Genomic DNA, 13977 nt, shown 5'->3' with positions numbered 1-13977 from the left:
GAAGAAGGTGTGGGCGTTGACGCGCCAGCCCTGCCGGTTTAGCTGGCGGGCATGGCGAGAATTCCTTTGTTGCAGATGTCCGGCATTTCCCTGACCTTCGGGGGTGATCCGGTGTTTTCCGGTTTGGATCTGGTGGTCCAGCCGGGTGATCGCGTTGCGCTTGTAGGGCGCAACGGCTCGGGTAAGTCCACCTTGATGAAAGTGATGGCGGGGCTGGTTGAGGCGGATCAGGGTGAGATCGTTGTGCCTCCCGGCAAATCCGTTGGCTATATGGAGCAGGACCCGGGGATGAAGGGGTTCGCGACGCTGGGCGACTATGCCTCAAGCGGGTTGGAGCCGGGCGAGCTGTACAAGGTCGAACGCGCCGGTGAGGGGCTGAAATTCGATCCGTCACGCCCTGTTGAGACCGCCTCGGGCGGGGAACGGCGGCGGGCGGCCTTGGCCAAACTGATGGCCGAAGCGCCTGACCTGATGTTGCTGGACGAGCCGACCAACCATCTGGACATCGAAGCCATCGCTTGGCTGGAGCGCGAATTGGGCGCGACCCGGGCCGCCTATGTGCTGATCTCGCACGACCGCGCGTTCCTGCGGGCGCTGACCCGCGCGACCCTGTGGATTGATCGCGGCATGGTGCGGCGGCAGGAGCAAGGGTTTGAGGCGTTCGAGACTTGGCGCGACAAGGTCTGGGAAGAAGAAGATCAGCAGCGTCACAAGTTGAACCGTCTGATCAAGTCCGAGGCGAAATGGGCGGTCGAAGGGATCAGCGCGCGACGTAAGCGCAACCAAGGGCGGGTGCGCGCGTTGCAGGCCTTGAGGGCCGAGAAGGCGGCGCAGATCAAACGTCAGGGCTCGGCGGCTATGTCACTCGAAGCGGGCCCGAAGTCCGGTCGCAAGGTGATCGAGGCCAAGGCTTTGTCGAAAGCCTATGGCGACAAGCAGATCGTACGCGGCTTTGATCTGTTGGCGCAGCGTGGCGATCGGGTTGCTTTTGTTGGGCCGAACGGGGTTGGCAAAACCACTCTGTTGAAGATGCTGCTGGGGCAGGAGGCCCCGGATGAAGGCTCTGTGACGCTGGGAACCAACCTCGAAATCGCGGTGTTTGACCAGACCCGCGCGCAATTGGACCCTGAGATGAGCCTGTGGGACAGCCTGACCGGCGACCCAGAGATGCGCGTGTCGGGCAAGGCCGATCAGGTCATGGTTGGCGGGCAGCCCAAGCATGTTGTGGGCTACCTCAAAGAGTTTCTGTTCGATGAACGCCAGGCAAGAGCGGCTGTTAAGTCCCTGTCTGGCGGGGAAAAAGCGCGTTTGCTGTTGGCGAAGCTGATGGCGAAACCGTCGAACCTGCTGGTGCTGGACGAACCGACCAACGATCTGGATGTGGAAACTCTGGACCTGCTGCAAGAGCTGTTGGACGACTATGACGGCACGGTTCTGCTGGTCAGCCACGACCGGGACTTTCTGGACCGCGTTGCCACCACAACCATCGCGATGGAGGGCAATGGCCGCGCGACCGTCTATGCGGGCGGGTGGTCGGACTATATCGCTCAGCGGGGTGATCTTGCCCCTAAGAAAGAAGAGAAAACAAAAGCTTCCAAGCCAAAGGTGAAGCAAGAGGCCAAGCCGAAACTAGGCCTGTCCTTCTCGGAAAAGCACCGGCTGGAGAAGCTCCCGGCCGAGATTGCGCGGCTGGAGGCCGAGATTGCCAAGCTGGAAGAGCTGATGGCAGACCCCGACCTGTTCACGCGCGAGCCGGTCAAATTCCAGAAAGCCACCGAAGCGCTGGTCGAACGGCAGGAGAAACTGTCGGTCGCTGAGGAAGAGTGGCTGATGCTGGAGGAAAAGGCAGAAGGCGGGTAGTAAAAGACCCGAAACTCAGTTTCCTCAGAATTTCAAGGTCGTCTTATGCGCGTCCCCGGATCGGGCGTGCAGGGTTGCCAACGATGGTTTCATCGGGTGCGACCGATTTGGTCACGACACTGCCCGCGCCGATAATGGCCCGGTCACCGATTGAGACACCAGGCAGGATTATAGCGCCGCCGCCAATCCAAACATTCTCTCCAATCGTGACCGGATGCGCGATTTCAAGACCGTCTGCGCGTAGGGCGGGGTCCTTTGCGTGTTCGGCGCAGTAGATCTGGACGTTAGGGCCCAGCATTGTGTCGCTGCCGATCCTTACCGGCGCGGTATCCAATACGGTACAGCCCGCGTTAAAATAGACGCGATCGCCCAGAGAGAGGTTGAATCCATAGGCGCAATGAAACGGGGCTTCGATGAAGCACATATGCCCGGTTTCGGCGAAAAGTGCGAGCAGCTCGGGCGCGATGGGGCCGCGATCATCGGGTTGGCATGTGTTGTGGGCGTAAACGGCGCGACGGGCGGTCTGGCGCAAGTCTTCCAGTTCCGGATCGAGGCAGGTGTACCACGCACCTGCCGCCATTTTCTGTCGCTCGCTCATGTTTTTAGGGTTAGCGCATCCTTAGAGCGCCGTCGATGCGGATGACCTCTCCGTTGAGATATCCCATCTCGACGATGAAGGCGGCGAGGCGTCCGTATTCCTTCGGGTCCCCCAAGCGGGGTGGGTTCGGGACGTCGGCGGCCAATTGGGCTTGCACCTCTTCCGGCAGACCGGCCAGCATGGGCGTCATGAAGATTCCGGGCGCGATGGTCATCACCCGGATACCGGTTGAGGCCAGATCGCGTGCCATAGGTAGGGTCATACCAACCACGCCGCCTTTTGAAGCCGCATAGGCCGCCTGACCCTTTTGCCCGTCGAACGCCGCGATAGATGCGGTGTTGATGATGACTCCACGGGCCCCGTCTGCATCGGGTTCATTCAAGGCCATTTGAGCCGCAGCCAAACGGGCGACATTGAAACTGCCCACCAGATTGATGTCGATGGTGCGCTGGAACGCGTCCAAAGGGTGCGGGCCGTCGCGCCCGACGGTCTTGATACCGTCCGCAATACCGGCGCAATTCACGGCAGCGGTGATCTTGCCCATTTTATCCGTGGCCAGCCCGACCGCTGCTGCGACCGAGGCTTCTTGGGTTACATCGGTCTCATTGAAATGCCCTCCGATCTCGGCGGCGACCTTCGCGCCTCGGTCGGCATCGCGATCCAGCAGCGTGACCTGAGCGCCTTGCGCGGCAAAGTACCGGGCGGTGGCTTCGCCCAAACCGGACGCACCGCCGGTGATGATGGCTGCGGTGTCGGACAGGTTCATGATGGGCCTCCTCGCGGGTTAATGAACGTATGTTCAATAAACAGTTTAGCCGCGTCCTGTCTATAGGTTTGGCTTTGGACCCCGCGTTGGGTTCTGAAGAAATCCTCAGAAACCTTTCAGATCGGCTTCACGGAAGATCGCCAACTCGTGAATGAACAACCTGACGCGTTCGGGTGTTTTTTCGTCAGGAGGTGCTGAAATGTTAAAGAGTACAAAGCAAAAACTTGGCGCGCTTGCGATTGCGCCGATTGTCGGGGGGGTCATGGTCGGAAGCGCAGCAGCCGCGCCTGAAACCTGTAACTGGAAAACAGCGCGTGATCTCGCCAATGCCGGGGACTACGCAGGTTTGTGCGATTGCGCGCAGGTTACGCCGAGCTTTCTGGAGCGTCTGCAGAGGCGGGCCGATTTCGAAACCACTCTAAGCGTAACAGGTGCGCAATGCCCGGGATTGGCAACTTTGCTGACCGATTTGCCCACGGCGAGTGTGCAGGCCACTTCGAACCAAGGCGAAGACAGGTCTTCCAACGGTCCGGGCAACATCGGCGGAGGCGGTCCGGCGGGTGACGGTGGCCCAGGCGGCAATGACGGCCCCGGTGATGGGGGCGATGGTCCGGGTAACGGTGGCGATGGCCCCGGCAGTGGTGGCGGCGGTGACGGCCCTGGAAACGGTGGCAATGGCGGCAACAACGGCGGTCCCGGCAACGGCAATGGAAATGGCGAAAACCCCGGAAACGGTGGTGGAAATAACGGAGGTTCAGGGCCGGGCACCGGTAATGGTGGCGGCAACAATGGACAGGGCGGCGGCTCCGGAAACGGCGGCGGCGGCTCCGGAAATGGAGGAAGCAGCGGCGACGGCAAAGGCGGTGGTGGCAAAGGCGGCGACGGTAAGGGTGGCGGCAAGAACGGCGGAGGAAAGGGCAAGAAGTAGCCCATCGTGACGCAGCCCCTGAGCCTTTTGTAGGTCGCCACATCCGGCGACCTACACCAGCATATCAAACTCCGGATACAGCTAGCGCCATCTCGGTAATTTACAGCGCCAGCGGGTAGGTGACCGGTTTAGCGCCAGTCGCTTTAGGCATCTTCTTTGCTGCCGATGCCGGTAATTTCGACTTTGCGATCCGCTCGCAAGGTTTGCCGTCTTTGAAAAAGCTGTCGACCCGCCAGCTTGCTTTCAGGGTTCTCGGCAGTTTGCTCAACATGCGAGAGGTTTCCTTTGACGCACTGCTCCACCACGGTTTCATGCCGCCGCTGCACTTTGCATGAAACCGGACGCGGACCCGATAACCCGCAGCTTTCTCTTCTTTTTTGAAGTCCTGCAAGCTCTTGATCAGCTTGGATTCAAAGGCGCTGTAGTAGGTCGAGTTCGAGCTGGCCGACATGGGCGTCAGATTGACATTGGTGCCGGGCCCGCCAAGTTTTTCGCTTAGGATGTGGCCTTTGATGTATGTCTGAGCCTGCAGTTCCGAGTAGTCGGACAGCATCTGAATTTCTGTCAGCGCCAGAAGCTCCAAAATCTTTTCGACCGAATTTGCCTTGGCAAGCTTTTGGAGCGTAGACTTACTGGACAGGGCCTTTTGCACAGCAGCCAGATCAATGAGGTCCTTTACATCCCAGCGCGAGTTGAACCGTTCGACAATCGCGCAATGGCCGGTAGCCGGGGAGCTTCCCTTTTGCTTCAAGCTGTCGGTTGTCAGGATGCAGGTGACCTCATCCGCGCCGGTTGAGAATTTTTCGCCTTCAAAGACAACGTCGGCGCGGCGGGAGGATGTGAATTTATTCGCAATAACCATGTTCAAATCATACTAAAACGCTCCAATTGTCAGCAGTTTAGCATAGATTTGGGCTTCGACGAAATAAGGCGCTCCGGGCGCAGGTGTTTGCGCCCGGAAACGAGAGAGATCAGCTCAGTTGAACCAGTGCGTGGCGTTTCTTGCCTGCGCTCAGTTTGATCGGAGAGGAAAGCGCACCTGCGTCAATCATCAGGCCTGCATCCGTCAGTGGCGCATCGTCGAGCTTGGCACCGTTTTCCGAGATCAGGCGCTTGGCCTCTTTGCCGGATTTGGCCAGACCAGATTTCACGATCAACTGCACGATCGACATGCCATCGCCCAGCTCATCCGCGCTGAGCGTGAGGGTCGGAAGGTCTCCACCCACGCCGCCTTTTTCGAACACTTCGCGAGCCGTGGCCTCGGCTGTGGCAGCGGCTTCGGCCCCATGCAGAAGGGTCGTGACCTCATTGGCGAGACGGATTTTGGCCTCGTTGATCTCGGACCCCTGCAACGCGCCCATGCGGTCGCACTCATCGACTGGAAGCTCGGTGAAGATCTTCAGGAAGCGGCCTACATCGGCGTCAGTCGTGTTGCGCCAGAACTGCCAGAACTCATAGGGCGAAAGCATATCGCCGTTCAACCAGATCGCGCCGCCCTGCGATTTGCCCATCTTGCGGCCGTCGCTGGTGGTCAGCAGAGGCGTCGTCAGGCCATAGATTTCCTGATCCAAGACTCGGCGGGTCAGGTCGATACCGTTGACGATGTTGCCCCACTGATCTGAACCGCCCATCTGCAGAACACAGCCATAGCGACGGTTCAGCTCAAGGAAGTCGTAGGCCTGCAGGATCATGTAGTTGAATTCGAGGAAGCTCAGCGATTGTTCGCGGTCCAGCCGGGATTTCACGGACTCGAAGGACAGCATTCGGTTGACCGAGAAATGCCGCCCGATATCGCGCAGGAAATCGAGGTAGTTCAGGCTGTCCAGCCATTCGGCATTGTTCAGCATCAGCGCGCCGGTCTCGCTGTCATCGTAGGACAGGTATTTCGAGAATACCTGCTTCATGCCTGCGATATTGGCGTCGATCTGTTCAGGGCCCAGCAGGGGGCGTTCGTCCGAGCGGAACGAGGGGTCGCCCACCTTGGTGGTGCCGCCGCCCATTAGGGTGATCGGCTTGTGGCCGGTCTTTTGCAGCCAACGCAGCACCATGATGTTCATCAGGTGACCCACATGTAGCGACTGTGCGGTGGCGTCATAGCCGATATAAGCTGTCTGCACCCCGTCGATCAGCGCGTCGTCAAGGCCTTGATAATCGGTGCAGTCGGCCAGAAAGCCGCGCTCGATCATCGTGGCGATGAAATCCGATTTGGGGTGGTAGGTCATATCGTGCCCTCGGGGTTACTGTTGCGGGGCACTGTATAGGCGGCGGCGTGGGGAAGGGGAAGGTGCCTTTTGTGCTGAAAAACACCTCGGGCCAGCGTCGCATACATGGCGCTCGGGGCAGAATTCTTTGCAGCTCGGGCGCAAGGCGCTTGCCTTGTCTGCCATCGGCGGGGCAGGTTGGCGCCGTTGCACGCTCTGATTGTTCGGAAGACAGGTGCAACGTCTGATACAGGCAGGAGGCAGCCGTGCGGCAGTCCAACAGGATGCAAGGTCCGATCCGGGCGCTTGGGGCGATGTCAGGGACGTCAATGGATGGCGTGGATGCCGCCGTGGTCGAAACCGATGGTCATCAAATCTTCAGCTTTGGTGAAACCGGCTATCGCGCCTATTCCGAGGCTGAACGTGCGGTGATCCGCGCAGCCTTGGGTCAATGGCAAGGGGCGGATGTCGAGGTCGCGGGCGAGCTGGTGACCGTGGCCCATGCCGAGGCCCTGTCGGAATTCGAAGAGGTGGATTTGATCGGCTTTCACGGCCAGACCCTTGCGCATGAACCGCGTGGGCGCGGCACCTTGCAGGTGGGCGATGGTGTCGGACTGGCGCAGGCGCTGGGTTTACCGGTTGTCTGGGACTTCCGCAGTGATGACGTGGCTTTGGGGGGCGAAGGCGCGCCTCTGGCCCCGTTCTTCCATTTCGCTTGTGCCAAATGGATCGATGCGCGGGAGCCGCTGTGTTTCCTGAACCTCGGCGGTGTCGGCAACCTGACCTATGTGGACCCGTCCTTTGATGGCCCCGAAGCGCCCGGGGCTTTGTTGGCGTTTGATACTGGCCCGGCAAATGCGCCTGTGGATGATCTTATGCAGGCCCGTCTGGGCCAGCCGATGGATCGCGACGGTGCAGTGGCCCGAGGCGGCACCGTGGAAACTGGTGCGCTTGAGCTGTTTCTGGCTGAACCCTTCTTTGCGCGCATGCCGCCCAAATCCCTGGATCGAAACGACTTTGCCGAGATGGTGCGTCTCGTGCAGGAGTTGAGCGATGCGGACGCGGTTGCGACCCTGACCGCGATGTGCGCGGCGGGCGTGGCGCAGGGTATGCAGCATTGCCCGAAACCTCCGGCGCGCGTGTTGGTGACCGGCGGCGGGCGGCACAACCCCGTTCTGATGGAGATGCTGCGCGTTTCGTTGGATTGCCCGGTTGAGCCGGTCGAGGCCGTGGGGCTGGACGGCGATATGCTGGAAGCTCAGGCCTTCGCCTATCTGGCGGTCCGCGTGGCGAGGGGTTTGCCGACCTCATGCCCTGGAACGACGGGGGTGCAGGCCTTGGTGGGCGGTGGCATAGTCAGCCGGGTCTCGGTGGATAAGGCCAGCTAGGCTGGGAACTCGGACCAAGTGGTTCAAAAGCGGGCATAAATGTGCGACGCTTGTGTGAACGTGTTTCAAAAAAGGTCTTGTTTCATGGCGACAAAAGCGGAACTGGAAGCCGAACTTGAGGCGTTGCGTGCGCGCAACGCGAAGTTGGAGGAGAGCGCTGAGGCGGGTTCTGAAGAGAAGACATCGACCAAGACGAGCGATGAGATTAGGCGATTGCTGAAAGAGCATGGGGTTGATCTATCCGGGGCCGAGGCCATGGGTGAGGAGGTCGTTGCCGAGTTTGGCCGTTTGCAGAAGGACTATCCGATTACAGTTCTGCTGATTGCGTTCTCGCTTGGGTATGTGGTCGGTCGGGCCAGCAGATAGAGAGGGTTAGATGAGCAGACTTAGCAGAAATCTTGTAACGATCTATCGCACGGAGCGCCTGATCGCGCGTCGTCGTCTTGCGGTGGTGCAGCAACAGACGATCCTGATGGTGCTGGCGGGTATAGCAGCGCTGGCCGGTCTTGTCGCGTTGAATGTTGCCATTTTTTTCGCGCTGGACGCGTTGATGTCTTCCGCCGGTGCAGCAGCGGTGCTGGCGGCAGGAAACCTGGTTTTAGCAGCGCTACTGGTTCTGTTTGCGCGGCGGACCAGTGTCGAGGATGAAATCGCCCCGGCGGTGGAAGTTCGCGACATGGCGATTGCAGACGTTGAAGACGAGATGGAAGAGATGGCCACTGAGGCGCGTGAGGTGGTTCAGGCGGTCAAGAGTATCGGGGCAAATCCGCTGGGATCTTTACCAGCGTTGCTGGTGCCCTTGCTGACCGCGCTATTGAAGAACCGGGCCGAGAAATAGGTGGATGCGGGGTTGGGGGCTCTGCCCCCGCCGCACTTTGCGCGACTCCCCCGAGGTATTTTTAGCCAGATGAAGTTTGGATCCCTACTGCTATCGGCTGCGAGGGATGTCAAAACCGGGGGCGGCGAGTTTGAAGCCTTCGAATTCGAAACCGGGAGAGACGGTGCAGCTGACCAGAGTGTAGTCTCCAGTGGTTCGGGCTGCTTGCCAGTGGTTCTCAGGAACGATCAGTTGCGGCGCGCCTTTGGACAGGTCGGGGCTCAGCAGGTGGTCGGTGGCGGGGCCTTGGTCACTTTCGCTGATCGACAGGATCAAAGGTGCGCCCGCGTGGTAGAGCCAGATCTCGGTCGCGTCGACGCAGTGCCAGTGGCTGGTTTCCTCGGCCTCTAGTAGGAAATAGATGCAGGTGCCCGTGGCGCGGCCTTCGTTTTGGGCGCGCCACGTCTCGCGGTACCAGCCGCCTTCGGGGTGTTTTTGCAGGTTCAGGTGGTCGATGATCTCTTGCGCGGTCATATTTGGCCCTTTGGGGTTTTGCGCGATTATGCATGGGTTCGCACGATCCGCTATGGCAATCATCGCCTAAGGTCATATGTTTGCGCCATGACCCTTACGATCCCCTTTGATAACTCCTATGCCCGTTTGCCGGATGCCTTTTACACGCGGCAGTCTCCGGTCCCTGTGAAAGAGCCTCAGTTGATTGCGTTCAACGAGGGGTTGGCGCGGATTTTGCGCATCTCACCCGGAGATGTCACGGAGATGGCGCAGGCTTTTGCAGGGAATACGGTACCCGACGGAGCAGAGCCTTTGGCCCAGCTGTATTCGGGGCACCAGTTCGGGACTTATAATCCTCAGCTCGGGGATGGGCGCGCGGTTTTGCTGGGTGAGACTGTGGGCGCAGACGGGATTCGCCGCGATATTCAGCTCAAAGGCTCGGGCCGGACACCTTATTCGCGGCAAGGTGATGGGCGGGCATGGCTGGGGCCGGTGTTGCGGGAATATGTTGTCTCGGAGGCGATGCAGGCGCTGGGCATTCCGACCACGCGCGCTTTGGCGGCTGTTGAAACAGGTGAAGCCGTTTACCGTGAAGGGCCGATGCCTGGGGCGGTTCTGACCCGTGTGGCGCAGAGCCATTTGCGCGTTGGAACATTTCAGGTCTTTGCCGGGCGCAGGCAGGTCGAGAGCCTGAAGCAACTGACCGACTATGCCATCCAGCGCCACTACCTCGAGGCTGAAGGGCCAATGGGCCTGTTGCGGGCCGTTCGCGATGCGCAGGCGAAGCTGATCGCGGCGTGGATGAGCGTTGGGTTCATTCACGGTGTGATGAATACGGACAATTCCTCGATCGCGGGGGAGACCATCGACTATGGTCCTTGCGCCTTCATGGACAGCTACCATCCGAATACGGTCTACAGCTCGATCGACCGGATGGGGCGCTATGCCTATTCCAACCAGCCCGAAATCGCGGTGTGGAATCTGGCGCAACTGGCGACGGCCTTGATCCAGCAATACGATGACCCTCAGGACGGTGTCGAAGAGGCGACCGAGATCGTACACGCCATGCCCGATTTGCTCCAGCAGGAGTGGTTGAGCCGCTTCCGTGCCAAGCTGGGTTTGACGCGCGAGGAGGATGGCGATCTTAGGCTGATCACCGACCTGTTGAAGCGTATGGCGGAAGAGCAGGCGGATTTCACCAACACCTTCCGGGCGCTGGGCGGTGAGACCGCGCGGGATCAGTTCACAAATCCTGAGGCCTTTGATAGCTGGTCTGAGGGTTGGCAGACCCGCATCTCGCGTGAAGCGGACCCGCTAGGAGTGATGTCAGCTACAAACCCGGCCTTCATCCCGCGCAACCACCGTGTTGAGCAAATGATCGAAGCTGCGGTGAACGGGGACTATGCGCCGTTCCATCGTTTGAACGATGTGTTGTCCCGCCCCTTTGAAGATCAGCCCGGGAATGCTGACCTAACACGGCCCCCCGGTGCAAATGAGGTGGTTCACGCCACGTTCTGCGGAACCTGATTGCGGCCTAGCAGCTCAAATTGAAGGCAGGTTTCGGACATGTCGATGGGCAGAGTTGGAGAGATCAGGCCGCTGTCGGCCAGCATGACCGATTCCCGTTTCAGTTGGATTTCGCGTCCGGATTCCGATTTCACGTAGGTCCCTGAGGTGCTGCGATCTGTCAGGATCAGCTTACCCGCTTTCATTGCAAGGACCGCATGCAGGCGCGAGATCCAGGGCTGAGGCAGGACCACATCGCAATCGGGCGCGCGGCCAATCTTGAACTCTCCGTTGCCGAGACAACGCCAGACGCGGTCCTCATGGCGCAGGATCAGGGTCAGACCTTCACGGGGCTGCCAGTTCTCCTCGGTGCGGCCAAAACTCTGTGGCAGACGCGTCTGCGAGATGGAATCGGATTCGGGATGGATCAGGGAGTAGGCCGTCTGCGGCTCGGTCAGACCTTTCAGGCTGAGTTGGCCCAGAGGTGTCAGCGTGCGCCGAAGATCGGCGGGCAGCAAGACGGCGATCCCCTGGCTGAAGCAGGCCTCGCCCGGGTTGGCTGCGGTCGCGAACCGCGCAGTCACGTTGACGGCCTCGCCATAGATGCCGCGCTTGCCGATCACGATAGGGCCGCAATGCACGCCGACATGGACCGATAGCGGCGTATGGGTCGAAGGCTCAATCAGTTTCAGGGCTGCATTGTAGGCTGCGCTCGGGTTCTCGAAATAGCTGAGAACATCGTCGCCCTTTTGCCCGACCGGAATGCCGCCAAACTCCTGCAGGACTGAGCGCAGCCGGTCAATCTCAAGTTGGATCAGGCGCTGGGCTTCGTCATCGCCCACCGCCTTGTAGAGCGGCGTACTGCCCACGATATCGGCAATGATCATCGTGGCGAATGTGGATTCAACGTCCAAGGGCGAGTTTCCTTTTTGCGGCAGTTTAACCCCGCTTGATTTCGTGTAAACTTATTTAATGTAATGCTCATAAACCTTTGAGGGAACGCGCTGAGAATTGCAACACCGCGCCCATTCCAAAGGTCCCAAATCGGTGCCGTTGACCCTGAAAAGCGATATGAAAATACCCTCGGTTCTGCGGCTTGCCAGCTACAATATTCAGAAATGTGTCGGCCTTGATCTCCGGCGTCAGCCACAGCGCATCCTTCAGGTTCTTGAGGGAATGCGCGCCGATATCGTTGTGCTGCAGGAGGCTGATAAACGGTTGCCGCCACGGCCTGCCGCGCTGCCGCAGTTCATGTTGGATGAGGCCGGATGGCAGATCGTCGATCTGGGCGGGGCGGGTAGTTTGGGATGGCACGGAAATGCGGTGATCTGGCGGGGTGATGCGATCTCGGTCCGTCAGACTGGGCATCACGAATTGCCGGGGTTCGAGCCGCGCGGCGCGGTACGGGTTGAGTTCGATACACCCATCGGGCCGCTTAGGGTGATGGGTATGCATCTGGGGCTGCTATCCGCCTCGCGTCGACGGCAGATCACTCACATCCGCCAATTCGGTGCGGATCTGGAGGATATGCCCACGGTCTGGGCCGGGGATTTCAACGAATGGTCTCGCTCACCGGTGCTCGACAACCTCGTGCCCGAGATGCGGTTTCTGCCTCCGCTCCCCAGCTTTCCCGCTGCCCAGCCCTTGGGCGCATTGGACCGGATCGCCCTAGGGCAGGGGGTTGAGGTGCACGCTCATGGGGTGCATGAGGATCGCCCGGCCCATATCGCCTCGGACCATCTGCCCATCTGGGCCGATCTGCGCGTTGGAGGATGATCTGCGCAGGCATGTCGAATTCTTGTGGCGCGGCGCGTGCGGACATACTAAGACAGACACCCGAGTAGTTTCTGAGGGGCATCATGCCGGATACGATCATTTCGCGCTGTGAGGCCAAAGGCCTTCGCATGACCGGCCAGCGGCGCACCATTGCGCAGGTTCTCGAGGAGAGCGCGGACCACCCGGATGTCGAAGAACTCTACGCCCGCGCGTCCGCTTTGGATTCGGGTATCTCGATCGCAACAGTCTACCGCACGGTGAAACTGTTCGAAGAGGCCGGCATTCTGGAGCGTCTGGAATTCGGCGATGGCCGCGCCCGTTATGAAGATGCCGAGAGGGATCACCATGATCACCTGATCGACATGCAATCGGGGGAAGTGATCGAATTCGTCGACCCCGAGATCGAAGCTCTGCAGGAAAAGATTGCGGAAAAACTGGGCTATCGCCTCAAGGGACACCGGCTGGAACTGTATGGCGTTCCCATCAAGCCTGAGTGATCCATCACCAAACGCGATGGGTGGCAACAAGACAATTCATCGCCCGCGATGTGATAGGTCTTGATTTAGCGCAGTACATACGGTTTTGCTGAAGCGAGAAGGCGGCAATTGGTGCCGCCCATTTCTTTACGGACAGACCCATGAACAACGTCAACGGCATTTTGCTGGTCATTGCGTCTATGGCGGCTTTCACGCTTGAGGATGTGTTCATCAAGCAACTGACGTCATCCATCATGCCGGGCCAGATTCTGGTCATGCTGGGGCTGGTCTGTTCTGTCGTATTTCTGGTCATGGCCATCGCGACCCGCAAACGGATTTTTGTGCCCGAGGCGTGGCAGCTTTTGCCGATGATCCGCGCTATGTCCGAAGCCGTCGCTGCGGTGGCCTTTGTGACGGCGCTGGCCCGTGTGGACCTTTCGACCGTTGCGGCCGTGTTTCAGGCAATGCCTCTAGCGGTCACCATGGGGGCAGCGCTGTTTCTGGGTGAACAGGTCGGTTGGCGACGCTGGAGCGCGATTGGCATTGGCTTTATCGGCGTACTGATGATCATCCGACCCGGGCTTGAAGGGTTCCGCCCGGAATCCCTTTATGTCGTGGCTGCGGTCATCGGCGTGGCGGCGCGCGATCTGATAACACGGCGGTTGGACAGCAAGGTCTCTTCGGCGGTGGTGTCCCAGCAGGCCTATCTGGCCTTGGCCGTGGGCGGTGCAGCCTTGATGATCATGAGCGGCCATCCACTGGAAGCCATGCAAAGCGCTGAGGTCTGGCCTTTTGCCGGAGCGGCCTTTTTCGGTGTTCTGGGCTACTATGCGATCGTGATTGCAATGCGCGTCGGCGAAGCCTCGGCTGTCACGCCGTTTCGCTATACACGGCTTCTGTTTTCGATCCTTGCGGGTGTCCTGGTCTTTGGGGAACGTCCGGACCTGATGACGCTGGCCGGGGCGTCGCTGATTATCGGCTCAGGCCTGTATACCTTTCTGCGCGAACGCAAACTGGCGCGCGAAATGGCATTGGCCGCCGCGTAGCCCTGTTGGCGCAAACATGACGCTGTTAGCCCTAAAGGGCCGGGAATATACGTGTTAGCGATAACGGAAATGGTTTACTTTTAGTTCCGTGCTGCTATGACG

The 13977-nt window shown here is 59.8% G+C and carries 15 protein-coding genes; 9 read left to right on the top strand and 6 right to left on the bottom strand.

Features of this window, described 5'->3' with window-relative positions:
* Positions 1–51 precede the first annotated feature (51 nt).
* Complete coding sequence (locus ACP15L_RS02110) at positions 52–1860, top strand: ABC-F family ATP-binding cassette domain-containing protein (protein WP_425082946.1); 1809 nt, start codon at positions 52–54, stop codon at positions 1858–1860.
* 43 nt (positions 1861–1903) lie between these two features.
* On the opposite strand, the gene ACP15L_RS02105 is transcribed toward ACP15L_RS02110, so the two are convergent.
* On the bottom strand, positions 1904–2458 hold the full coding sequence (locus ACP15L_RS02105) for a sugar O-acetyltransferase (RefSeq protein ID WP_425082945.1): 555 nt from the start codon (positions 2456–2458) through the stop codon (positions 1904–1906).
* Positions 2459–2468: 10 nt separating this feature from the next.
* The gene (locus ACP15L_RS02100; protein WP_170638478.1) at positions 2469–3224 is read right to left on the bottom strand and encodes a 3-hydroxyacyl-CoA dehydrogenase; all 756 of its coding nucleotides are present in this window, start codon (positions 3222–3224) and stop codon (positions 2469–2471) included.
* 199 nt (positions 3225–3423) lie between these two features.
* Between ACP15L_RS02100 and ACP15L_RS02095 the strand changes: the two genes are divergently transcribed.
* Positions 3424–4152, top strand: coding sequence for a hypothetical protein (locus ACP15L_RS02095; protein ID WP_425082944.1), 729 nt, complete (start codon positions 3424–3426; stop codon positions 4150–4152).
* A 100-nt stretch (positions 4153–4252) separates the two neighbouring features.
* On the opposite strand, the gene ACP15L_RS02090 is transcribed toward ACP15L_RS02095, so the two are convergent.
* Positions 4253–5014 carry a DNA/RNA non-specific endonuclease gene (locus ACP15L_RS02090; protein WP_425082943.1) on the bottom strand — a complete coding sequence of 254 codons (762 nt, stop codon included), beginning with the start codon at positions 5012–5014 and terminating at the stop codon, positions 4253–4255.
* A gap of 109 nt (positions 5015–5123) precedes the next feature.
* Positions 5124–6374 (bottom strand): tyrosine--tRNA ligase, encoded by a 1251-nt coding sequence (gene tyrS / locus ACP15L_RS02085; protein WP_425082942.1) that lies wholly within the window; start codon positions 6372–6374, stop codon positions 5124–5126.
* 263 nt (positions 6375–6637) lie between these two features.
* Here tyrS and ACP15L_RS02080 point away from each other — a divergent pair, with 263 nt between their 5' ends.
* The 3 genes from ACP15L_RS02080 (at position 6638) to ACP15L_RS02070 (ending at position 8579) form a co-directional block, all read left to right on the top strand.
* Positions 6638–7741, top strand: coding sequence for an anhydro-N-acetylmuramic acid kinase (locus ACP15L_RS02080; protein WP_425083204.1), 1104 nt, complete (start codon positions 6638–6640; stop codon positions 7739–7741).
* Positions 7742–7825: 84 nt separating this feature from the next.
* Positions 7826–8107: a hypothetical protein gene (locus ACP15L_RS02075; RefSeq protein ID WP_425082941.1), complete on the top strand. Its 282-nt coding sequence runs from the start codon at positions 7826–7828 to the stop codon at positions 8105–8107.
* Between the two features lie 10 nt (positions 8108–8117).
* Positions 8118–8579, top strand: a complete 462-nt coding sequence (locus tag ACP15L_RS02070) for a hypothetical protein (RefSeq protein ID WP_425082940.1) — start codon at positions 8118–8120, stop codon at positions 8577–8579.
* 90 nt (positions 8580–8669) lie between these two features.
* Here the strand turns inward: ACP15L_RS02070 and ACP15L_RS02065 are convergent, their stop codons facing one another.
* Positions 8670–9092 (bottom strand): cupin domain-containing protein, encoded by a 423-nt coding sequence (locus ACP15L_RS02065; RefSeq protein WP_425082939.1) that lies wholly within the window; start codon positions 9090–9092, stop codon positions 8670–8672.
* Positions 9093–9179: 87 nt separating this feature from the next.
* Between ACP15L_RS02065 and ACP15L_RS02060 the strand changes: the two genes are divergently transcribed.
* On the top strand, positions 9180–10598 hold the full coding sequence (locus tag ACP15L_RS02060; RefSeq protein ID WP_425082938.1) for a protein adenylyltransferase SelO: 1419 nt from the start codon (positions 9180–9182) through the stop codon (positions 10596–10598).
* Here the strand turns inward: ACP15L_RS02060 and ACP15L_RS02055 are convergent.
* Positions 10574–11491, bottom strand: a complete 918-nt coding sequence (locus ACP15L_RS02055) for an adenylate/guanylate cyclase domain-containing protein (RefSeq protein ID WP_170466490.1) — start codon at positions 11489–11491, stop codon at positions 10574–10576. The two genes, ACP15L_RS02060 and ACP15L_RS02055, sit on opposite strands and share 25 nt — an antisense overlap.
* 157 nt (positions 11492–11648) lie before the next feature.
* Here ACP15L_RS02055 and ACP15L_RS02050 point away from each other — a divergent pair, with 157 nt between their 5' ends.
* The 3 genes from ACP15L_RS02050 to ACP15L_RS02040 all read left to right on the top strand — a co-directional run bounded on the left by ACP15L_RS02050 (position 11649) and on the right by ACP15L_RS02040 (position 13875).
* On the top strand, positions 11649–12353 hold the full coding sequence (locus tag ACP15L_RS02050; RefSeq protein WP_425082937.1) for an endonuclease/exonuclease/phosphatase family protein: 705 nt from the start codon (positions 11649–11651) through the stop codon (positions 12351–12353).
* 83 nt (positions 12354–12436) lie between these two features.
* Entirely contained in the window at positions 12437–12850 is a 414-nt protein-coding gene (locus ACP15L_RS02045) for a Fur family transcriptional regulator (protein ID WP_170373928.1), read from the top strand.
* Between the two features lie 140 nt (positions 12851–12990).
* A complete protein-coding gene (locus tag ACP15L_RS02040) occupies positions 12991–13875 on the top strand; it encodes a DMT family transporter (RefSeq protein WP_425082936.1) in 885 nt (294 codons plus the stop codon).
* The last annotated feature ends 102 nt before the right edge of the window (positions 13876–13977 follow it).

Origin of the sequence: Ruegeria profundi (genome assembly GCF_049800715.1) — a bacterium.
Taxonomy (GTDB): Bacteria; Pseudomonadota; Alphaproteobacteria; order Rhodobacterales; family Rhodobacteraceae; genus Ruegeria; species Ruegeria profundi_A.
The sequence above is the reverse complement of the archived record's forward strand: the minus strand, read 5'-3'. Positions and strand labels throughout refer to the sequence as shown.